Here is a 21,347-nt window from a genome sequence, read left to right as displayed (position 1 = left end):
ATGGAGTGGCCGACCGGTTCAGAGTCGCGGAATTCGACACACCAAATGAGGATCGCGCGGTTGCGTGTCAGTGTTTCACCGTAGTGGTGAAGGTCGGGATGCTCATGACAGGGTGTTCCGTCGAGGAGCGGGGGCAACGATTGAACGAAGACCGGCCCGTTGTCCGTGTGCGAGTCGGCCGCGAGCTCGTCCGCGCCGAGCCGCGCGTCCGAGCGAGCGTCGACGCGCACGTCCGACGCGCTCGCTACCGCTTGCCCTTGGGCGGCGGCTTCTGGCCCTTGGGTGCCTTGCCCTTGTTGCCCCCGCCGAAGGCGCCCTTGAGCCCGTCCCACGCCCGCGCCAGCGCTCCCTGCTGCTGCTGCTGGGTGAGCACGAGCAGTCCCGGGCGCGAGGGCATGTAGGTCCCGAATGCGCCGTAGAGCCGCCGCAGGTCATAGACCAGGTGGCTGATGCCCGCGGTGGTGATGTCCCACGCCTGGCAGTAGCTGTCGGGCTTGTTGCGGATCATCGACTTGGCGATCACTCGCATGATCTCCTTTTCGATGAGCTCGCCGTTGCCGTCGAGATAGTGCTTGTAGCTGAAGAATCGATCGGCGGGCGCCACCACCGGCTGGTTGTTCTCGTCGACCCGGGGCGTGCGCATGCTGTTGATCACCGAGTACTCGTGCTCGATGTAGGCGTCGACGGTGTTCGACCCGTCACCGGCCTGCTCGGCGCCGTCGTACTCGATGAACTTGTGGAACGCGTCGTAGAGGGTCTTGGGGTTGCAGTAGGCGCCGGAGATCAAGTAGTAGAACAGCGCGCCCAGCGAGTAGATGTCGGCGGGGCGGTCGACGCTCTTGAGGATCTGGGCGCGCACGTTGGCCTCGCTGCGGTCCTCGTAGGGGCGATCGAGCCGCAGGCGCTTGCGCCGTAGATCGGCCCCGATCACGGTGTAGCGAGCCCCGCGATTGAACAGCTGGAAGGTGTCGTTCTGCGCGATCGCGATGTAGAAGTCCTCGAAGTACGAGACCTCGTCCGAGCCCTGCATCACGTTGACGAGGATCTCGAACATGTTGGTCTCCTGCTCGGGAGACTGGAAGAACAGGGTGCCCGGCACGGCCTGCATGCGCGTGACCGACAGCTCCTGCTCTTGCTCGCGCACCTTGCCCACGTTGAAGTCGGCCAGGCGCACGTCGAGGGTGGACCCCTGCAGGCGCGGGTTGGGCAGGCGCACCAGGATGTTGCCGGGCTTGATGTCGCGGTGGCAGACGTTGCACTCGAGGTGGGCGTACTCCACCGCGGAGGCGATCGGCAGCATGTACTCGAGCACGCGGAACAGGCGGTCGCGCAGCGGCAGGCGCAAGAGATCCTCGCGCTCGCCTCCTCGCGTCCCCTTGAGCCGTTCCTCGAGCGACATGTCGCACAGCTCGATGATCATGAAGTCGTTCTCGACGGTCTCGCGCACGTGGTGCGGGATGAACCCCTCGTTGTCCGACTCGCCGGATGCGTGCAGGAGCACGATGTTGGGGTGTCCCTGCACCCGCTCGAGCAGCTCCTTCTCCATCTGGAAGCGCAGGGCGTCCTCGGGGCTCACCCCGCGCTGGAGCATCTTGATGGCCACGTGACGGCGGAAGGCGGTCTTGCTCTCGAGCCAGTGCTCCTCGCCCAGGAACGCCTTGCCCGAGCGGCCCGAGCCCAGCTCGATGGGCAGGCCCTGCTCGTCGAGCAGGAAGCGATAGGCGCGCGAGCGGGTGATGTTGGGCTGGTGGCTCATCGGCGCCTGCCCGCTGATGGGGCCGGTGGCGGCGATGGGTCGCGAGGGGTGGTCGTAGACGATCTGGGGGGCCCCGGCGGCGCCGCCGTATTGCACGGGGGAGGGCTGCACGTAGCCCTGCTGCGGCTGCTGTGGGTAGCCGGGCGCCTGCGGGTAGCCGGACGGGTAGCCCATGGGCGGCTGCTGCATGGGGATCGGCGGGTACGAGCCGCTCTGCTGGGCCGCGCCCTGGGCGTACGCGGGATCCTGGGCGTACGCGGGATCCTGGGCGTACGCGGGATCCTGGGCGTACGCGGGATCCTGGGCGTAGCCGTAGGCGTGCGGGTCCTGGACGTAGCCGTGCTGGCTCTGCCCCGGGTCGGGCGCATGCGTCGGCTCGGGCTGCGCCGAGGGAGCGGCGTTGCCCCCCGCGGGCGCGCGTGCGTGATGGCCCGGCGGAGGCGGGAGGGGCGGACCTTGGCGATTCTGAGAGCTCATCGTGGACCCAAGCGTGGTGGCCAGCCCGTCGTGGGCCGTCGTCGTGGCTATCGACGGTAGAGCAGCAGGGTGTCGCGGCCGGACTCGAGCACCACCGCCCACCGCGCGAGCGCAGCGGGTACGACGAGGATGGTATCCCCAAGCTCGAGCTCGTGGCTCCCGTCCTGGCGGGCCCCCATGGTGATCCGAAGCTGCGCACGTGCGCCAGATTGCGGATCGAGCAGCTCGAGGGACCGTGGGCGATCCACGTCGAGACCGCTGGAAGGGCGGCCCTCGAGGGTGCGGAGGAAGCAATTGAGTCCCTTGAGGTGGATGCGCCCGGCGCCCAGCTCCTGGGGCGTGACGCGCAGGCGAGCCGGGCGGCTCCCGAATGCATCGGCCAGCTCCACCGGGCTGTCGTCGGCGAGCCGTACGCGCATGCGGCGGTGGCCGACCACGACCTCGGCCGCGTCGAGGGTGGACAGCGGGAGGCGTGGCTTGGAAACGCTGCCCTCGGGTCCGCCATGGGGGCCCTCGGTGGGCTCGGCGGGATTGCCAGGGGAGACCGGTCGCAACCGCGGGGGCTGCCGCTTGGACCCGCGGAAGGGCTCGGTCACCGAGGGCTCGGTGCCGAGCTCCGCCCGGGGCTCCTTGGGGCTGGGCAGGACGAGCGAGTCGGTGGGCTCGTCGTCACCCGCCGCGGCACTGCGTGGCGAGCCGATCGCGCCCTCGAGCTCGCCGAAGAACGCCTCGACCGAAGGCGGCCGCTCGTTGGGGTCCTCGCGGCAGGCCCGCAGCACCAGCGCCTCGGCCGCAGACGGCAGGCCGAGCCCTCGGATCGACTCCTCGCGAAAGCGAGGCCCCTCGCTGCGCAGGGTGTAGAGCGCCATCACGTCCTCGCCCGGATACACCATCTTCTTGGTGAGCAGGTAGGCGGTCAACAGCGCCAGCGCGAACACGTCGACGGCCGGCCCCATCTTGCCGCCGCTCATCTGCTCGGGGGCGGCCCACGACAGCGAGTAGAGTGGGGCCTGGGCGTTGGTCTCCGAGGCGCGGTTGGGCAGATCGCTGTGGGCCTTGGCGATGCTGAAGTCGGCGAGCTTGGCCGACAGCTCGCCGCCGGCCGAGGTCAGCAGGATGTTGGAGGGCTTGAGGTCACGGTGCACGATGCCAGCCTCGTGCGCCTCGCGCAGGGCGCCCACGATCGGCCCGAGCAGGCGCAGCACCTCCTGCGGCGGCAGGGCTCCGCGCTTGGAGACGAGCTGTCCGAGGTGACCGCCCTCGGCGTACTCGGTCACGAAGAACGGCTCGGAGCGGGTCTCCTCGTCGAGGTAGCCGAAGTCGTAGATCCGCAGGGTCGCCGGGTGCCGCAGCCGGGAGAGCGCAAACGCCTCTTGCACGAAGTGCTCGAGCACCACCGCGTACTCCTGCTGGTGGGGCCCGAAGCCGAAGAAGACCTTGACGCACACGGGACGATGGAGGCGCTCGTCCTCGCCGCGGTAGACGACGGCCATGCCCCCGCGGGCGATCTTCTCCTTGACCGCGTAGCGCCCCATGAGGTGACGCCCCACGAGATCACGGTTGCGTCGGCCATCCTCGGTGTTGGGGTGACTCACGGACCTGCACCACGATCCCGCCGCGGGTCCGAGGTGTCAACGCCCGCTCGGGGGTCTCATGCCCCGTTGCTCGGTCGCTTGGCCCCTGGCCAGCCGCTCTCCTCCGCCGGCTTGCGCCCGGGACGGCCGGCGGCGCTGCCCTCGAAGCGGGCACAGTAGCCGTCCCACAGCGACAACACCCGAGCAACCTCCGGGTCACGGCTGCCGGCCGCCATCTGGCGCAGGTCGTCGCGGGTCTGGCTGCAGTCCTCGAGGGCGCCCGCGTCGAGCCAGGTGCCGGGGCGGGGCTGCCAGCCCGCGGGAGCGCCGCGTCGGGCCTGACGCCCGACCCCCTCCACGAAGTGCATGATGACCTCGCCCTTGCGCACGTTGTCGTGGTGCTCGGTGGTCGCGCCCAGGGTGATCACGTGATCCTCGACCATCGTCTGGCCGGTCTCGGGGTGCTGGTACTCGATCTCGAGCATCAGGTCGTCTTGCGGGCGCAGCTGGCCTTGCCAGGTCTCGAGATCGGCGAGCAAGAGCTGCGAGGTGTCGGCGAAGAAGTGCACCGCCTGCACGTCGGCCTTGACGGTCGAGGCCTCCTCGCCATGGAACGCCTGCATGCGCAGCGAGGGCGGCAGGTGCAGGCGGAAGTGCACGTCGTTGGCGACCGTCTCCACCAGCGAGCTGAAGCGGCTGCCGAACACCGCGTCGACCTCGGCGGCCGAGCCCAGGAACACGTAGGCACCGCGGCCCTTCTCGGTGAGGCGGTCGAGCAGCGCATCGTCGAAGGTCCGGCCCACGCCGATCCCGGACAGGCGGATCCGCCGGGCGTCGAACCAGTCGGCGACCATGGCCATGGTGCGGGCATCGGTGACCCCGGTGTTGGCCAGCGCGTCGGTGATGACCATCACCCGGTTGGTGTGGGTGGCCTGGTAGCTCGCATCGGCGAGCTGGTAGCCCAGCTGAAGGCCCGCGTGGAGGTTGGTGCGTCCCGAGGGCTTGATCCCGTGGATGGTGTCGGTGAGCACGGACATGTCGTCGCGACCCACCACGAAGTTGCGCAGCGGGTTGCACACGCGGTGGTCGAACGTCACCACGTGGATCACGTCGCCGTCCTTGAGCTCGCGGACCATGCGGAGCAGGCCGCGCTTGAGGAAGTCCATGCGGCCCTCCTCCTTCATCGAGCCCGAGCGATCGATGACCAGCGTCAGCGCCGCGTTGCGCCGGCCCTCGCGCCCCACCGGGCGGCCGGCGATGGCCAGGCCCAGGGTGTGAAAGCCCGGGTCGCGCTGTGACGGGGCCAGCTCGGCGCGGACCGAGAACGCATGGCCTTCGGGCACGGGGTCGGTCTGGAACGAGAAGTAATTGAGCAGTTCGTGGGGGCGGACGTGCTGCGGGGGCAGGGGCAGGTGCTCGTCGATCGCGAAGATCACCCGCTGCGCCGACGACAGGCTCATGGTGTCGTCGTTGCTGAGGAAGGTGGCGGAGCCCCAGCCTTCTTCGGGTGGCGGCCACTCGAGCACCGGTGGCGGCTCCTCCTCGATCATGTACGCGTCGGGCTCGGCGGCCGTCGCTGGTGCCTCGGCGCTGGCGGTGGCGAGGGCCTTGTCGTGGGCGCGCTTGGCCTCGCGGCGGGAGCGACGGGTGTCGCGCTTGGAGCGGTTGTCGCCGCGGGTATTGCCGGCGACCTGGACTTCCGACGAGAAGGTGCCCGGCGCGTCGCCGGTCATGCCTCCATCCTCATCGGCCAGGTCGGCGCCGCTCATGGTCGCCTCGGCCTCGCCGGCGGGCTCGGTCGGGGCCGCCGCACCCGCACCCGGGGGCGCCGCCTTGCTCTCGACGCGGCTGGCATCGTCGGCGGGGGAATTGGCCTGGGCGGTGGTGGTGGGCGCGTAGGGCACGTGGCCGGGTGCGCTCTTCTTGGCCTTTGCCCGAGCCTTCGTCGGGCCCCCGCTGGCCAGGCCGGCGCCGGGGCGGCCCTCGGGCACCGACCCCGCATCGGTGCACTTGGAGCTGCGGACCATCGCGGGCAGCGAGGTGAACGCGACCGCCTGGAATCGGGGATAGACGTCGCCGCTGGTGGGGCGCGCGTAGAAGTGGTGAGCGGGCAGCTCGGCCGGCCGGGGATCGTGGGCGACCACGGGATGCGGACCAGGGGGAGGCGCAGGCGGAGTCTGGTAGGCCTTGCTCGAGGCACATCCGGCCAACAACCACGCTCCCATCACCAACGATCGCGCTCGCATGCTTCGTGCTCCCTCCGGCTCTGCGGGCGGCGAACGCCCCGGAGCCCACCATGTCTTACACCCTCCGTCTCCTTCGTGATGGCGAAACTCGAGCTTGCCGATTTTGCGGTGATCGCGGCATCGTGGGTCCATGGACGCGACCCGGGTTGCCACCGTGATGACGCCGTTTCCCTACTCCGTGGATGCGCGGGAGGACCTGCGCACGGCGCTCGCGATGATGAAGCAGCACGGGATCCGCCACTTGCCGGTGATGCGCGAAGGCAAGCTCGAGGGGATCGTCAGCGAGCGCGATCTCGAAGTCGCGCTCGGGGTGCTCGGGGAGCGGGATCCGGAGGTGACGCTGCCCGTGTGGTCGGTGTGTCAGCGGGAGCCGGTCACGGTGGAGCTCGATGCCAGCATGGTCGAGGTCGCGGAGGCGATGGCGAACGAGCACATCGGCTCGGTGCTGGTGATGAGGAAGGGGAAGCTGGCGGGGATCATCACCACGGTGGATGTGTGTCGCGCGTACGGGGAGCTGCTGCGGGGCAAGGACCTGCCCGACGAACCGGCGTGAGGCCCGAAGTCGATCGCGCCGGTTGCTGCTGTCGACACCGTAGGCCCCAGGTCCTTCCACCGAGCCGCTCGGTGGCCTTTGCGCTCCTCGACGTTGTGGTCGCAGGGCCGATGGTGCACGATCGACCGTGGTGTCCACCATGCTCTCCAGGCGCCGATCCCCGAGGTTTCAGGCGGCACTCGCCACCTTCGGACTCGTGGTCGCAAGCGCCTGCGACAAGCCGGGCGAGCCGACGCGGAGGCCCTCGGGTGCGGTGACGTTCGGCGAGCAAGCCACCAAGGTCGGAGATGTCTTCACCGGTGACTTCACGGCCAAGATCGATGTCGAGCATACGGCCGACGGCGCGCCGTCGGAGACCGTCCACGAGAACCTGCTGTTTCACTCCGTCTACGAGCTGACGGTCCTCGAGGTCGACCAAGGGCTGCCCGAGACGGTCCAGGTCCACTACACGGGCGGCCGCGAGTACGTCCTGTCGATGGGCGACCTCGAGGACGACGACCACGATCACCTCGGCGACACCCTCGAGGCGAGCGAGGGCTCCTACCGGCGCAAGGGCGGTGGCGGGCTGAGCGATCATCACGACGAGCTCGTGCTCGACCGCGACGTGGGTCGGATCGGCACGCCGGGCACGATCCAGGCCCAGCTGCGAGGCAAGTCGCTCACCGCCGGTGACACCCTCCAGCTCACCCCGGGCGAGATTCGGGATCGCTTCAACGGCGAGGACGGCACCATGCTGACGCTCCAGCTCACCGGGCTCACCCAACGCTGCAAGCGCGAGGCCGCGGTGTTCCGCGCGGAGGTCGAGGTCGCCGCCGAGATCGAGAACGCGGTGGTGTACATGAAGCTCAGCGGGAGCATCGAGGTCGACGTCGCCACCGCGATGCCGCTCACCATGTCCCTCGAGGGCCCCGCCGAGACCGCGTTCGAGTTCGACATGGCGCGCAACGGGGGCGGAACTGCCTCCCTCAGCGGGTCGTTCGGACCGAAGGGCGCCTGCCGCTGAGATGTGCGTGCTGGCCACGCACATCGAGCGCATCACCCAAGCCCATGGAGCGTGAGCTGGGCGTGGCGAATGCCGCCGTGCGGTCTGGTATCGGGTCTGACACGCGCCGACCGCCGTGCGTCGACCGCAGCGAGCTCGGCGAGCAGCGCTTGCTCCTGCTCGGAGGGCAGCCCGGCCCGCAGTGTGGCCCGACGCTCCTCCGGCTGCGATCGAAACCACTCCAGCGTATCGGCGGTGGTCTGCTCGACGCTGCGGAACGTGAGCCCGGCCTTCACGGCCCGGTCGTTGCGGTAGTGATGGAAGCCCGCGGTCTCCCCCGTGGACGGCGCCCAGATCGGGATCGGCAAGGGGTTGGCCTCGCCACCGTGCGCCTCGAGGAAGTCGAGCGGGGCCCACACGAAACGGGCGTCGCTGCCCGAAGCCTTCTTGCTCGCCTCCAGGATCTCCCCCATGGTCGTCGGCGACTTGGGACCGACCGCGTTGAAGACCCCCATGGTGCGAGACGTGGCCAGGTGCACCAGCCAGCGTCCGAGATCCCGCACGTCGATGATCTGCACGCTGTCCTTCGGTGCACCCGGGGCGAGGACGGTGCCGCCCTGGGATACGCGCCACGGCCAGTAGGTGAAGCGGTCGGTGGGATCGCGCGGCCCCACGATGTACCCCGGACGCACGTTGGCCACGCGCCCGGGCATGGCCGCCTCGGCCGCCTGCTCGCACAGCACCTTGAGACCCCCGTAGTTCTGGAACGCCTCGCCCATGGTCTCCACGGTGGGATCCTCGAGCTTGGCCAGCGTGGCCGTTTCGTCGTCGCCCGGATGATCGTGGGCGGCGTAGGCGGAGATGCTCGAGATGAAGATGTACTGGCCGACGTTGGGAGCCAGCAGCTCCGCCGAGGCCCGGACCATGCGAGGGAAGTAGCCCGAGGTGTCGATCACCGCGTCCCACGTGCGGCCCTCGAGCGCTCGCAGTCCTTCGTCGAGCTCGGGGTCGCGATTGCCAACGAGCTTCTCGAGCTCCGGGTAGGCGTCGGGATCGCTCTTGCCCCGGTTGAACAGGGTGACCTCGAGCCCGGCCGCGAGGGCTTCGTCGACGATCGCCGGTCCGAGGAAGCGGGTGCCGCCGAGGACCAGCAGGCTCTTGACCGGGGTCGGGGCGGGGGTGGGCGCGGGCTCGGGCGTGACCGATGGTGCGGGACCGGAGCCCTGCGAACGGCATCCCCAGGTCAGAGCCGGAGCCGCCAGGCAGTAGGACAGGAAGCGACGGCGGGACGACATGGGGCGTTGGACCACGGCGGAGGGCCGATGGTTGCACGGCCCGGGGCGTGACGAGGAATTCCTCCGGCCGCCATCCCGATCGGTGCGAGACAGGTCACGTGCCAGCACGGCGGCGCGCTGATGCGAGGAGCGGTCGCGGCTGCCGCCTCAGCCCGCGAGCTCGATGCGGACGAGCGGGAACTCGGTCCCGAACCACCCAGAGGTGTGACGCGAGTAGGTCACGTAGATCACCTGCCCGTCGCGCTCCTCGTACTCGGCGTGCGCGAGCGCATCGTAGGGCGTGTCCTGTCCGGTGTCGTAGAGCAGGCTCTCGCGCGACCACGGGCCGGTCAGGTCCGGGGCCGTGCGGGCGACCACCTCCGAGGAGAACGGCGTCGAGTAGACCGCCAGCCACTCGCCGAGGAATTCGTTGAAGCTCACCGACATCACCGGGGCTCCCTCGAACAGCGGCTTGGCCTCGTCGGCGTGGGTGCTCCACTGGTCGCCATCGAAGTACCGCCAGGCCGAGCGCACGTGGAGCTCGGAGAGCTCGACCCGCGCGAGCATGCAGTCGTGGGCGAGGCCGCCATTGGTCTCGCATGCGAAGGTGTAGAGCTGGCCGTCGACGATGTTGGACGCAATGCCCCAGCCCGAGCGGTCGCCCGACCACAACAGGTCGGGGTGCTCGGCATCGACATCGATGACCGGCCGCTCGGGGTGGCCATCGGGGTCGGTCCAGGTTGCGATCGAGTGGCCGACCCCCATGAAGTTGAAGTCGCCGGGCTCGGCGTAGATGAGCCCATAGAACACGAGCGCGCGATCGTGGTCCGCGTCCCACACCGGCTCGCCCGGCCACACCGCCCAGCGGGCGCCGCAGGGCTCGACCTCGCACATCTCACCCCAGTGGGCATCGTTGAATTCCTGCTCGCTGGTGCTCGGTGGGATGAGGTGCTGCGGCGCACCCACGGCGTCGAGGGGCTCGGAGAAGCCGGACAGACCATCGCTGGCGTCGGTGTCGGTGGTTACCGAGAACGAGTTGTGGTGCCAGTTGTGGCCACGCTCGTCGTCGAGGGTCAGGACCGTGTCGCCGAAGGTCCAGATCGAGCGGTCCCATAGCCAGGCGCTGCTGCCTCCGTCGCGACCCTCGATCGCGTCGCTCTGCTCGACCACGCCGATCTCGGCGGCCGAGAGCGCCTCGGGGCCGCGCCCGCGGCAGCCGCCGACACCCAGGGCGATCACCAGCGCGAGCCCTGCCTTCTCGTGCATCGGTAGACTCTACCGCCTTTGGGCTCGGCGCGCGGGCTTCGGCCTCGCCGCGCGGGTGAACCGTCATCGACCGGGCGCGAACGCGTCGGCGAACGGCGTGTAGTTGTCGGGTCCGTAGCCGGGGGCGAAGATCGCGAACACCACTTCTTCGAGGTTTCCGGGCGTGCGAGCAAGCGCATCGCGATAGAGCGCCGCCACGCGATCGGCGGGGTTGTGGAACGCACCACACCCGAACGCGCTCAGCACCACGTGGCGCACGCCGCCGTATCGCAGCGTGTCGAGCTGCGCGTGGATGCGGCGCGCCATCTCGTCCTCGTCGAAGGGCTTGCCGCCGCGCAGATCCTCGGCGGCGGCGCGCAGTTCGAAGAACGGGAAGACCTCGTCGTCGGCAAGCCACGCGTAGCCGAGATCGGCCTGCGCTCGATCCTCGGGCCCTCGCACGCACACCCGAGGCGTTCGGGTGTCGAGGTACACGAGCCCATCGGCGGCGTTCAGCCGGGCGGTCATCTCGGGACGGTAGCGCTGGGTCAGAGGGTCGAGCTCGGCGTCATCGACCGCCTCGTGGCAGTCGGTGCGGCGGAACATGTTCTCCTCCTGCGCGACCGTGCCCTCCACGTAGGCCCCACCGGGGACGTGGGCGTTGGCCATGTTGAGCACGGCAAAGCACGCTCCGCTGCGCCGGGTGGCGCGAGCGGTCGCTTCTCCCCAGTCGTCGGGGACGACCTCGATCCTCGGGCCGGTGGCTCTCGGGTCGGTCGGGACGGAATGGGTCGCCGCTTCGCGTGCCCAGCGGGCGACGTTGTCGGCGGCCAGCGCATGCAGCCGCGCGCGGCCGCGGTCGTGGAGGTAGGCCACCGTCTCCCGCAGCACCTCGCGACGGCGGGCGAGCACGGGGTCGTCGAAGCGGGTGCCGGTGTAGGCGCTCTCGTCGGGGATGGTCCGGCCAGGCATGGTGGTCTCACTCCGCGGTCGAGCAGATCTCCAGCGAGTCGAACCCCGCTCGGTCGAGCTCCAGCGGCATCGTCTCGCTCCACACGCCCATCGACACCTTGCCTTCCTCGCCCGTGAGATCGACACCGTAGGCGTGCAGATGAGACCAGGTCACCTCGTCGGACGAGACCTCGGCGAACAGCCCATCGGTCGTTCCTCGCACCCGCCAGAAGTGATGACCCACGTAGTCGTAGGCTTGCCACTGTGCGCCCGAGTAGGCGCCGTCCTCGAATACGAAGGCATAGAGCATCCCGTCGATCACCCCCACGCCCAGGCTGTAGGCATCGTTGCCCACCTCGAGGAAGGCCTCGGTGAAGGGCGAGGCCTGCGGCACCACCTCGACGTGCGCGACCGCGGAGAGCCCGAGCAGCGGGCGCGGGCTGCAGGAGGCGATCTCGCTCACCTGACTGGTGCGGCCCGTCCACTCGTCTGGATTGATCTCGACCCACAGCATGTCGTCGTGCTCGGAGAGCTCGAGACCGGGCACGGCCACCGGGCACCAGTCCGCGTCGATGCTGTCGTCGTCGAAGCCATCGAACCAACACGAGGCGTCCACCGGGCCGGTGGTGCCATCATCGGCCGAGGGATCGCTGGTGGGTCCGGACTCGTCCACCCCGAGGGTCGTACCCCCGGGCTCCGTATCGGAGGTGCTCGTCGACGGCCCGGTGGAATCGGAGGTGGTCGCTTCGAGCTCCACGCAGATGCCGGCCAGCATGCTCTCGGCAAGCTCTCCGTAGCGCTGGCCGGACTCGCAGGTCTCGTCGGGGAAGCTGCAAGAGCCACTGGGCTGGCACACCCCCTGCGCACCGTCTCGCTCGCAGCCGGCATCGGTCTCACACAGGAACTGGCTGGGCCCACAGCCGAGCCATGCCCCGAGCGCGAGCGCTCCCAGCCACAGCCATGCCCTGCCTCCCACGTGACGATCGTAGGCTGGAGCCCGTCGCGGCGTCAAAGCCGACGATGACCGGACCCCGGGGCCGCGACCCTGGCGCTACGGAGCCTCGTCGGCGACGGAAGGGGAGTGCGCGCTAGGGCGCCAGCACCAGCACCTTCACCTGGCTGGGCACCACTCGCACCCCCGGGCAGTTGGTGCTGTTCTGCAGCGCCACGGAGGTCAAGCGCGTGCAGGGCATCCCGCCCACCAAGCAGGTGAACGCGGCGGTGAGGTGTCGCGAGGGTCCCATCACCGAGCCCGACGCCACTCCCGTGGCCACGCCGGCGTTGTCGCCGTTGGTCAGCGGCACGGTGGTCGACATGTTGTGCGCGGGCGTGCCCATGAACAGGACCTTGTAGGCCGCGGGCACGCCCATGGGACCCGCCGCGATGTTCGGGTAGGGGATCGGCACGGGCCCCGCGGGCGTGGGGGTGTTGCAGACGTCGGGAAAGCCGATGTCGAGCCCCATCATCTGACTGTTTCCAAACATGGGTCGTGGTCCTCCGTCGTCGTTCGTCCTGGGTCGTTCGTCCTGGGTCGTTCGTCGGTGGTCTTTGGCCTGCGCTAGCCGAGGTGGATCTGGCCTCCGTCCATCTTCACCAGCTCCTTGCCGTTGACCAGCGCATGGGTGGCCTTGACGTGGGCCGCGCCCTCCGCCTCCAGCTCGAGCGCTCCGGCCGACGTGCGATCGAGGCCCTCGATCGCTCGCATGCTGTGCTTGCTGCGCTGGAGCACGCGGTCGACGAACAGCTCGAGCACCTCGCCCACGCGGGTCACTCGGGAGAGCGACGCGAACACGCGGCGGCACAGCAGCGACAGCTCCTGGATCGCCGCCCGTCCCTGCCGGGCCTGCACGGTCAGCTCGTCGGAGCTCACGCCCAGGTTGCGCGGCGTGTGCAGCTCCATGCCCGCGTGCGCCGACAGGGTCAGGCGGCCTTCGGTGCGCACGGCGAGGTCGCCGTCGAAGGCCAGCGTCGCGGGGGCGCTCCCCTCGGCACGCTCGAGCACGGCCAGCACGTAGAGCCCGTGGGCCTCGCCGCCGACGGCCCACACGCGGTCGCCCACCGCGGGCGCGAGCAGGCAGCTCGCCGCGCGGCGTGCCAGCCGGCGCTGGTGACCGTCGTCGAGCCACCAGCCGTCCTCGGCTTGGTCGGCCACGGTCGCGATCAGCTGATCCACCCCCTGGTCGCCCGGGGACGCCTCCGGCGCGTGGGCAGTCGAGCGGGGCAGGGGAGTGACGGGGTGGAGCTTGTGCGCGTGCATGGCGATGACGGTCCTCGGGTCTTGGGGATCAGTGCTTGGGCTTCCAGTCCTCGGCGGCGGCGAGCTTGGGGTCGGTGCGAAGCGCTCCGGCGCGAGCCGGGATGCGGGCGGCAGCGTCCTCGATGCGATGGAGGTTGGCCCGCTCGAGGGTGGCACCGGAGAGATCGGCACCGGAGAGGTCGGCATGGGCGAAGTCGGCGTAGGTGAGCTCGGCGTCGATGAAGCGGGCCTCGCGACAGTTGGCGCGGTGCAAGATCGCCTGCTGCAAGTCGGCTCCCGAGAGGTCGGCCCCCTCGAGGGTGGCGTCGACCCACAGCGTCTGCGCAAGCCGAGCCTTCGCGAGCGAGGCGCCCCGCAGGTTGGCCTCGACGAACAGCGCGTTGGGGGCCTGGGCCTGGCCGAGCCTGGCTCCGATCAGCGAGGCCCCCTTGAAGTTGCACTGGGTGAGCACCACGCCCTTCAGATCGCATCCGTCGAGGTTGGCGTCGGTGAATTGGGTGTGCTCGAAGCGACAACCTCTCAGGGAGCGCCCGGACAGGTTGGCGCCGATGAGGGCCACGCGCTCGAAGCTGGTGTGCTCGAGCACGGCGCGGCGCAGGTCGGCACGAAGGAGGGTCACCGCGAGCAGGTGCGTGTGCGAGAGGTCGATCTCCTCGATCTCACAGTCGACGAACATGGTGCGGTCGAGCACCGCTCGCACGAACGAGGCTCGCGTCAGCGTGCATCCGGTGAATGCGGCGATGCGCAGGTCGGCGCCACCGAGGTGCATGGCCGGCGCCTGGCAGGCGTCGAGCTTGGTGCCCGTCATTCGCGCCCCGCCGAGGTCGGCCTTCATCAGGCTGCATCGATGGAGGATCGACTGGTGGAGGTTGGCGCCGCGCAGGTCGGCTTGATCGAAGCAGCACTGCACGAACGTGGACTCGGCCAGGTCGGCCCCGCGCAGGTCGGTGCCGCGCAGGTCGACGTCCTGGAACACGCCGCCGCCGAGCACGGCCTGACGGAGCGACACGCCGTGCAGGTCGAGGCCTTCGATGGTCTCGCCCTCGTGCACGCGCTCGACGAGCTCCTGGGCCGTGATGCTCATGGGGCGTCCTCGGTCGGCGGTGAGGCGCGCGGCTCGTGGCGCGGATGGATGCGCACCTTCTCGAGGTTGGCCTCCTCGAGGCGCACGCGCTCGTCGGTGTAGATGCGCGCCATGTCGGCGCCATGGAGGTTGGTGGCGCGCAGATCGGCGCCTTCGATGCGAGCCCCGAGGAACGACGCCTGGAACAGGTTGGCCGCCAGCAGCGAGGCATCGGCGAGGTCGGTCTTCTCGAAGCGCGTGCCGCGGGCAACGGCGCGGTGCAGCTTGGCGCCCACGAGCGTGCACTCGCTGAGGTCGGCACCGTCGAGCGTGCTGCCGCTGAGGTCGGCGCCCCGCAGGGAGGTACCGCGCAGGTTGCAGGCCCGCAACGAAGCCACCACGAGGCTCGCGTCGTCGAGCACGCAGTCCTTGACGAAGCGGGCGCCGTCGAGGTTCGCCCCCGTGAAGCTCGAGCCGGGTGCCTGGCAGCCGAGGAACGTGGCGTCACCCAGCTGCGCGTGGGAGAAATCCGCCCCGCGCAGGTCGAGCTCGAGGAATACCGCGGTGCGGAGCTGGGCGCCGCACAGCTTCGTGCCCGTGGCCTTCGCCTCCACCAGCATCAGCCGCTCGGTTCGGATCTCGCTGGCGTCGGCGTCGGTGAGCACGATCCGCAAGACGCTGGCCCCGCGCAGGTCGGCGCCCCGCAGCACCGCGCGCGCGAGGTCGGCTTCCATCAGCTCGGCCTCGTGCAGGTTGGCCTCCACGGCCGAGGCCTCGCAGAGAACGCTGCGACCGAGATTGGCCCGAGATAGATCGGCTCCGTCGAGCCGGGCACGCTGTAGCGACGCATGGGCCAGCACGGCTCGGTGCAGCTTGGCGCGGCGCAGGTCGGCTCCGTCCAGACACGCGCTCTCGAGCAGCGCACCGCTGAGGTCGGCGCCCACCAGGTCCATGCCCGACAGATCGGCCCCGGTCAGGTTCAGGGTGGCGAACGAGGTCCCCGCGGCCAGGGCCTCGCGCACGGCCTGGCGGGCCTCCTCGCTGCGCGCGGCCGTCATGCGTGGGGCGGGGTCTTGCAGGTGGGCCGAGCGGAGGTAGCCCTCGCGGAGCTTGGCCTCGGCCTCGACCCAGCGCTGCTGCTGGGCAGGGTCGGCCAGCATCTGCTCGAGTGCCTCGGTGGGTGCACCCACCGCACGGGTGCGCTCGACCACCGCCTGGAGCTCCGCCCGCTGCCCGGCCGCCGTGAACGTGGGGGGGCCCGTGGGGCCGTGCTCGTGCTGGTGGAGCAGGCGCTCGCGGTCTTCGACCGGTAGGTCCATCGCCTCGAGCCGCTGGCGCAGTGCCTGCTGCCGCTGCTGCTGCTCGGCCTCTTCCCGTACCCGCCGCTCCTCGGCCTCCTCGGTGAGCTGCTGGACCAACGCGGGCAGCTCGTCGGGGGAGGGCGTGGGGGGCGGGGGCTTGGGCTCGGTCAGGAAGTCGGCGGGATCGAGGCCCATCGTGGTGAGCTGCTGCTTCGCGCGCTCGTGCTCGCGCAGCGCTCGGCGGTGCAGGTTGTGCTCGAGCCGACGCTCCGTGTGGCACAGTGCCCGCTCCCTGGCCAGCTCGTCCTCGATGCCACCGTCGGCGAGCTCGGGCAGCAGCTCGTGGTCGCGCAGCGCAGCGATGATGCCGTGGTCGGGGTCGAGTCGGGCCTGCAGCGCCTCGGCGTAGGCCTCGGTCGTTCGGGGCGCGTCACGGTGCTCGGCCGCGAGCACCAGGTGCACGATGTCCGAGGCGTCGTCCTCCACGACGTGGGTCGAGCCCTGGAAGATCAGCACCGCGCGCTCGGCATCGGGAAACAGCCACAGGGTTCGCAGCGAGAGCTCGACCTCCTCGAGCTCCACCTCCCGCAGCGGCGCCTCGGCGGCCTCGTGTGCCTCCCCGCCGAGCCTGCGGGCGGCCGGGGGCAGCGGCTCGCCGGCCTTGCCGCGTCGCGAGACGAACGCGCGCCCGACCAGGCCCGGCAGCTGGCCCTGGATGCTCGGGCGGGTGGGGTGCATGTTGTCGAGCTGGTAGTCCTCGTCGCCGTTCCACGCCCCCTCCGTGTGCTGGTCGGGTTGCGCCAGGTTGAAGAAGCGCCAGTCGATGTCGGCGGCCATGCCGGGGAACAGGGTGTGCAGCCAGCGCTTGTCGTAGGTGCCGGCCAGCTCGCGACGCTGAGGCCAGGACACGTCGAGTGCACCCAAGCCCACCGGATCGGGCTTGTCGTTGGGGCTGCTCACCAGCGCATCCGCCAGCTCGATGTTGGGCAGCATCTGCACGCGCTGCCCCATGTACTCCGACTCGCCGTGACCGCGCCCCAGCGGGTTGCGCTTGTACCTCGGCCCACCGAACGCTCGTGCCCAGTGAAGCGGCATCTCGGTGAACGGCTGGGGCTCGCTGGCGACGCGGCCCGGCTTCCAGTAGCGATCGCCGTGCACCATCAGGGTCTTCTCGACCTCGCCCACTCGAGCGCGCACGGGGACCATGGGGTGCGGGATGCCGCCCGGCGCGTGGCACGTGCCGTGCACGAGGAATTCGCCGCGGAGCTTGGGGATCCCCACGTCGAGCACGCCCTCCATCCCCATGCGCTGGGCCACGAATTTCCACAGCGCCACCTCGGACAGCAGCACCGGTCCCGAGGGGGGCTCGGCCGGCAGCGGCACGAACATCAGCAGCGACACGCCGAGGTAGAAGCGACGCTCGTGCTCGAACGGCCGGGTGAGCACGCTGAGCTTGTTGGGCTTGACGACCTTCACGACCGGACCCTCACGACCAACGGGAGGCTACATCAGGATGATGATGCCGCTGACGTAGAGGTTGATGCCCGATGTCGTGAGGTCGGCCCCGCGGTTGCCGAGCTTGAGCGGCTCGTTGCTCAGCTCGGCTCCGGTCGCGCTCACCGACAGCCCCGTGGCCGAGACCGAGACCCCGGTTGCACTCACGCTCAGCCCGGTGACGGACAGCGAGGCCCCGGTGACGCCGAAGCTCGCCCCCGTGAGGGACTTGCTCACACCGGTGGTGCTGTCCCAGAACCCGTGCACCTCGGTGGTGTTGGCGGGGTCCACCGTGCAGATGCCGCCCGGGGCCGACACCGTCATGCCCGCGGGGGCGGTGATGTTCACGCCCGCGATCGCGGTGAGGTTGTAGCTGCCATCGACGGTGCTGTTGACCGCGCCGTGGTGCGTGGTGGTGGTGCTGCCGTTGACCGTCTGGGTGAGCCCGCCCGTGACGGTCTGGGTGACCCCACCCGTGACGGTCTGGGTGAGCCCGCCCGTGACGGTCTGGGTGACCCCGCCCTGGATCGTCTCCGTGACCGAGCCCACCACCGTGTGCGTGGCGCTGCCCTGCACGGTGACGCTCTGGTTGGCCTGGACCGTGACATCCTGGTTGGCCTTGACGGTGAGCGTCTGATTGCCGTCGATCGACTCGGTCTGGTTGCCGCCGATGGTCTGGGTCTGGTCGACCGCGATCGCGATCGTTTGGTTGTTGCCCACCGACAGGCTCTGATCGTTGCCCACGGTGGTCGCGTGGTCGTTGCCGATCGCCTCGTTCATGTCCTTTTGGGCGTGGAGGTAGACCTCCTCCGCGCCCACGGCATCGTCGAAGCGCAGCTCGTTGAAGCCACCGCCGCCGGGCGAGCTCTCGGACTTGATCCCGCTCTGGGTCTTGGCCCCGGGCAGCCCGTAGGGCGGCGAGTGGGTGCCGTTGTAGAGGCTCCCGGTCACGATCGGGCGATCGGGATCGCCATCGACGAAGGTGACGGTGACCTCCATCCCGATGCGCGGCAGGAACAGGGTGCCCCAGCCGTTGCCCGCCCATGGCTGCACCACGCGGACGAAGCACGAGCTGTTGTCGTCGAACCCTCCCCCGCGATCCCAGTGGAGCTGGATCTTGATGCGCCCGTGCTCGTCGGTGAAGATCTCCTCGCCCGCGGGCCCCACCACGGTGGCGGTCTGGATGCCCGGGATGCGGGGCCGCGAGTGCAGCCGCTCGGGGCGCCAGGGCACGGAGGCGGGGATGGCCTCGAAGCGATTGCGATAGGCGCTCTCGGGCTCGCCACCGGCCGGGACCCCGTAGAGATGCTCGACCCCGACCAGCACGTACTCGCCCGCGAGGTCGGACTGAACGTGGTCGATGAGTTCGAACTTCAGCCCCGGCGTCATCTGAGTCGCGGTGCCCTCGCCCTCGCAGCGCACCGCGTCGCGCTGGTGCAGGGCCCGGCGAAGCTCGAGCTGGCGCTGCACCTGCCCGAAGTCGAGGGCCTGGCTGCGGTACCCGTAGAGGGTGGCGGGCTCGCGGTGGTCGTAGTCCTCGCGCTCGGGGCCCAGCATGGCCCCATTGGGGGAGGACAGCGCCGCGGAGCTCGGATCCTCGCCGTCCTGGATTGGCCGGGGCACGTGCCAGTCGAACACGGCCGTGCGGGCCACGGTGGAGCGCAGCTGGGACACGCGTCGGAACGCATGCGCGTTCTCGTGCAGGCCGGGGTCGCCGTCGACGTTGCGCATGGGCAGCGCGCCGTCGGTGTTGCCCGCCGAGCGCAGCTCGGAGAACGGGGTGGGGCCATCGGAGAGCACCATCGTCTCCACCCCGCCGTCGCTGGTGAAGCGGTAGGTGATCCCGTTCTCCTCGAGCAGTCGGTGGACGAAGTCGAAATCGGTCTCGCGATACTGGACCGTGTACTCCTGCGGGGGATACTCGCCACCGAGCCCCGAGAGGTCCACGCTGCGCCCGTAGGGGCCGAGGCCCTCGCCGAGCACCTGCTCGATCACCTGCGGGATCCCGAGGTCCTGGAAGATCCGGCTGTTGCGTCGGTACCGAAGGGCCGCGAGCGCGGGCACGATCGTGAGCGTGACGTGCAGGGCGTGGTCGCTGGTGTCGCCCTCGTCCACGCGCTCGATGATGCCGGCCAACTCCTGGTGCAGGGGCTCGCGCTCGATCACCACCGCTGCGCTCTGCCCCAGCATCGCGGTGGGCTCGGCCGAGAGATCTTCGGTGCGCAACGCGAGGTGCAGCTCGTAGGGCTCACCGAGGCGGTCGTGGACCCGAAGGCCCTCCACCGTCCACTGCGTGTCGTGATCGCCACCGGGTTGGAACAGGACCTTCGCGGACTTCATGCTCATGTCGTCTGGCACCCATCCTGATGGGCCGCGGGCGGGCGAGCGCGTCGACCGGCTCCGTGGCTACGATCGTGCGTATAGCGGGCGGGAGGCGGTGTCAACGAGTCATCCACGCCGATCGTGGATCCGGGCTTCGCACGCCGTAGCCGGTGCAACGGTGGTCACCGGTTCCACGGCAGCGCGATTTGGCGGCGGTACGTTTGGTGAGGGACCGAAACGATGACTCTCGGGCCGCGGCGACGCGGAGGGCTCGACGGTCGAAGCAGCGCCATCGCGTCGTGCAGGGCCCGCTGCGTCGGGGTCGACGGCGGAGGTGGCGGGGCCGTGGCATCGACGACCGCGGGCGAGAGCCGTGGACTCGCAGCGGACGGGGCGAGCAGGGGTACGGTGGCGGTGCGCGGGCCTTCGGGGGCCCGGAGATCCTCGGGAGCGAGCAGGGGAATGGTGGCGGTGCGCGGCCCCTCGGGCGAGGGCTCGGAGGGGAGCAGCGGGATGGTGGCGGTGCGTGGGCCCTCGGGTGTCTCGTCGACCGGCAGTGCCATCGTCGAGGAGCGCGTGGCGGCGACGGGCTCGGGAACGCCCGTGGGATCGGAGCTCGCGTCCGCGGTCTGCCCCGGTGGCTCGGTCGGAGCCGTGACCACGACGGTCGAGTCGGAGGGCGAGCCCGAGGGCGCGATGGCGGTCGAGACGACTTCGGTGTGGTCGACGGTGTCGACGGGCTCGTTGGCGCTGGCGACGATCGCGGTGTCCTCGATGGGCGCGATGGGTTCGTCGGTGGTGACGACGATCTCGGTGTGGTCGATGGTGTCGATGGGCTCGTCGGTGGTGACGACGATCTCGGTGTGGTCGACGGTCGCGACGGGTTCGTCGGTGGTGGCGACGATCTCGGTGTGGTCGACGGTGTCGATGGGTTCGTCGGTGGTGACGACGATCTCGGTGTGGTCGACGGTCGCGACGGGCTCGTTGGCGACGAGCGCGGTGTCCTCGACGGTGTCGACGGGCTCGTCTGCGTAGGTGACCACGGCGGTATCGTCGGGAGGCGACGCGTCGGGCTCGGAGTCCAGCGCGAGGTCGGTGTCGGCCGCGGCTGCGGCCGCGAGCAGCCGCAGCTCCGACGTATCCATCTCGTCGTCGAACCACTCCTCCTCGGGCGCACCGCTGTCCTCGGCGGCTGGGCGCGGCTGGGCGGGCTCGAGGCCGGAGCGTACCGTGTCGGTGCGCTGCGGTGGCGGGGCGATCACCGTGCGATCGACGATGGGCGGCCGCTCGAGCTGATCGATGGAGACGATCTGGGTGAGGCCGGAGATCACCGGCACCAGCGGAGGATCGGAGGTGTCGATGGAGGGGCCGGGCGTCGGCGTCGGGCCGTGGACGTAGCCCTGACCCCCAGTGGCCGCGTGATGAGCTGCGAAGGCCAGGAACATGTCGGCGTGGGGAGACGCGGCCAGGCGTCCGAAGATCACGTGATCGATCGCGGTGCTGGTCTGCCGGTCGACCTCGGTGAAGCGAAACCCCATGATGTAGTCGCCCTGGTGGCGCTTGCGGCGGATGAGCACCGCCTCGACCCGCAGGCGCTGGCCATGGAGGTAGAGCTCCAGCGTCACGGGGGTCTTGGCACGAGTGGCCCTGGTGCTGCGGATCGCGATGCCCTCGCGACCGAGATCGAGACACCGACCCTCGATCACGTCACGGTCGGTGTAGACCACGGCCTCACCTTCGACCTCGACCCGTAGCGACGTCCGTCGATCCCTGATGCCGTGCATCGGCAGCAGGGTAACAGCTTTTCGTACGAGCTCGGCCGAGGATGGGTCACGGTCGCGCACGATGGCTC

The 21,347-nt window shown here is 70.2% G+C and carries 15 protein-coding genes; 2 read left to right on the top strand and 13 right to left on the bottom strand.

Annotated features, from left to right (window positions below):
• Positions 1 to 244 precede the first annotated feature (244 nt).
• From OEB96_RS41515 to OEB96_RS41505, 3 genes are read right to left on the bottom strand one after another with little or no spacing between them, the layout of a single operon-like run.
• Positions 245 to 2,233 carry a protein kinase domain-containing protein gene (locus OEB96_RS41515; RefSeq protein ID WP_266222488.1) on the bottom strand — a complete coding sequence of 663 codons (1,989 nt, stop codon included), beginning with the start codon at positions 2,231 to 2,233 and terminating at the stop codon, positions 245 to 247.
• Positions 2,234 to 2,280: 47 nt separating this feature from the next.
• Entirely contained in the window at positions 2,281 to 3,828 is a 1,548-nt protein-coding gene (locus OEB96_RS41510) for a serine/threonine protein kinase (RefSeq protein WP_266222487.1), read from the bottom strand.
• A 56-nt stretch (positions 3,829 to 3,884) separates the two neighbouring features.
• Complete coding sequence (locus OEB96_RS41505; RefSeq protein ID WP_266222486.1) at positions 3,885 to 6,053, bottom strand: vWA domain-containing protein; 2,169 nt, start codon at positions 6,051 to 6,053, stop codon at positions 3,885 to 3,887.
• A 130-nt stretch (positions 6,054 to 6,183) separates the two neighbouring features.
• Between OEB96_RS41505 and OEB96_RS41500 the strand changes: the two genes are divergently transcribed.
• On the top strand, positions 6,184 to 6,606 hold the full coding sequence (locus OEB96_RS41500; RefSeq protein WP_266222485.1) for a CBS domain-containing protein: 423 nt from the start codon (positions 6,184 to 6,186) through the stop codon (positions 6,604 to 6,606).
• Positions 6,607 to 6,802: 196 nt separating this feature from the next.
• A complete protein-coding gene (locus OEB96_RS41495; protein ID WP_266222484.1) occupies positions 6,803 to 7,609 on the top strand; it encodes a hypothetical protein in 807 nt (268 codons plus the stop codon).
• Between the two features lie 32 nt (positions 7,610 to 7,641).
• Here OEB96_RS41495 and OEB96_RS41490 read toward each other — a convergent pair whose 3' ends face one another.
• The 10 genes from OEB96_RS41490 to OEB96_RS41445 all read right to left on the bottom strand — a co-directional run bounded on the left by OEB96_RS41490 (position 7,642) and on the right by OEB96_RS41445 (position 21,339).
• Positions 7,642 to 8,883 carry an NAD-dependent epimerase/dehydratase family protein gene (locus tag OEB96_RS41490; RefSeq protein ID WP_266222483.1) on the bottom strand — a complete coding sequence of 414 codons (1,242 nt, stop codon included), beginning with the start codon at positions 8,881 to 8,883 and terminating at the stop codon, positions 7,642 to 7,644.
• 147 nt (positions 8,884 to 9,030) lie between these two features.
• Positions 9,031 to 10,128 carry a DUF4185 domain-containing protein gene (locus OEB96_RS41485; protein ID WP_266222482.1) on the bottom strand — a complete coding sequence of 366 codons (1,098 nt, stop codon included), beginning with the start codon at positions 10,126 to 10,128 and terminating at the stop codon, positions 9,031 to 9,033.
• 63 nt (positions 10,129 to 10,191) lie between these two features.
• Positions 10,192 to 11,079: a poly(ADP-ribose) glycohydrolase domain-containing protein gene (locus tag OEB96_RS41480; RefSeq protein ID WP_266222481.1), complete on the bottom strand. Its 888-nt coding sequence runs from the start codon at positions 11,077 to 11,079 to the stop codon at positions 10,192 to 10,194.
• A gap of 7 nt (positions 11,080 to 11,086) precedes the next feature.
• Positions 11,087 to 12,034: a hypothetical protein gene (locus tag OEB96_RS41475; protein ID WP_266222480.1), complete on the bottom strand. Its 948-nt coding sequence runs from the start codon at positions 12,032 to 12,034 to the stop codon at positions 11,087 to 11,089.
• Positions 12,035 to 12,146: 112 nt separating this feature from the next.
• On the bottom strand, positions 12,147 to 12,542 hold the full coding sequence (locus tag OEB96_RS41470) for a DUF4150 domain-containing protein (protein WP_266222479.1): 396 nt from the start codon (positions 12,540 to 12,542) through the stop codon (positions 12,147 to 12,149).
• Between the two features lie 74 nt (positions 12,543 to 12,616).
• Positions 12,617 to 13,315, bottom strand: coding sequence for a DUF3540 domain-containing protein (locus OEB96_RS41465; RefSeq protein ID WP_266222478.1), 699 nt, complete (start codon positions 13,313 to 13,315; stop codon positions 12,617 to 12,619).
• 28 nt (positions 13,316 to 13,343) lie between these two features.
• Positions 13,344 to 14,399 (bottom strand): pentapeptide repeat-containing protein, encoded by a 1,056-nt coding sequence (locus tag OEB96_RS41460; RefSeq protein WP_266222477.1) that lies wholly within the window; start codon positions 14,397 to 14,399, stop codon positions 13,344 to 13,346.
• Positions 14,396 to 17,155: a DUF2169 family type VI secretion system accessory protein gene (locus tag OEB96_RS41455; RefSeq protein WP_266222476.1), complete on the bottom strand. Its 2,760-nt coding sequence runs from the start codon at positions 17,153 to 17,155 to the stop codon at positions 14,396 to 14,398. Before OEB96_RS41455 ends, OEB96_RS41460 begins: the two co-directional genes overlap by 4 nt.
• 27 nt (positions 17,156 to 17,182) lie before the next feature.
• Positions 17,183 to 19,513, bottom strand: a complete 2,331-nt coding sequence (locus tag OEB96_RS41450) for a type VI secretion system Vgr family protein (RefSeq protein WP_266222475.1) — start codon at positions 19,511 to 19,513, stop codon at positions 17,183 to 17,185.
• Positions 19,514 to 19,677: 164 nt separating this feature from the next.
• The gene (locus tag OEB96_RS41445; RefSeq protein WP_266222473.1) at positions 19,678 to 21,339 is read right to left on the bottom strand and encodes a PilZ domain-containing protein; all 1,662 of its coding nucleotides are present in this window, start codon (positions 21,337 to 21,339) and stop codon (positions 19,678 to 19,680) included.
• Positions 21,340 to 21,347: the final 8 nt, after the last annotated feature.

It is taken from the genome of Paraliomyxa miuraensis (genome assembly GCF_026337845.1).
Taxonomy (GTDB): Bacteria; Myxococcota_A; Polyangia; order Nannocystales; family Nannocystaceae; genus Paraliomyxa; species Paraliomyxa miuraensis.
This window is presented reverse-complemented; position numbering and strand designations above follow the sequence as displayed.

Excerpts from the sequence above, each read along its gene's own strand:
- OEB96_RS41515 (WP_266222488.1), bottom strand. The coding sequence starts at position 2,233 with ATGAGCTCTCAGAATCGCCAAGGTCCGCCCCTCCCGCCTCCGCCGGGC.
- OEB96_RS41505 (WP_266222486.1), bottom strand. The coding sequence starts at position 6,053 with ATGCGAGCGCGATCGTTGGTGATGGGAGCGTGGTTGTTGGCCGGATGT.
- OEB96_RS41500 (WP_266222485.1), top strand. The coding sequence starts at position 6,184 with ATGGACGCGACCCGGGTTGCCACCGTGATGACGCCGTTTCCCTACTCC.
- OEB96_RS41490 (WP_266222483.1), bottom strand. The coding sequence starts at position 8,883 with ATGTCGTCCCGCCGTCGCTTCCTGTCCTACTGCCTGGCGGCTCCGGCT.
- OEB96_RS41485 (WP_266222482.1), bottom strand. The coding sequence starts at position 10,128 with ATGCACGAGAAGGCAGGGCTCGCGCTGGTGATCGCCCTGGGTGTCGGC.
- OEB96_RS41480 (WP_266222481.1), bottom strand. The coding sequence starts at position 11,079 with ATGCCTGGCCGGACCATCCCCGACGAGAGCGCCTACACCGGCACCCGC.
- OEB96_RS41470 (WP_266222479.1), bottom strand. The coding sequence starts at position 12,542 with ATGTTTGGAAACAGTCAGATGATGGGGCTCGACATCGGCTTTCCCGAC.
- OEB96_RS41465 (WP_266222478.1), bottom strand. The coding sequence starts at position 13,315 with ATGCACGCGCACAAGCTCCACCCCGTCACTCCCCTGCCCCGCTCGACT.
- OEB96_RS41460 (WP_266222477.1), bottom strand. The coding sequence starts at position 14,399 with ATGAGCATCACGGCCCAGGAGCTCGTCGAGCGCGTGCACGAGGGCGAG.
- OEB96_RS41450 (WP_266222475.1), bottom strand. The coding sequence starts at position 19,513 with ATGAAGTCCGCGAAGGTCCTGTTCCAACCCGGTGGCGATCACGACACG.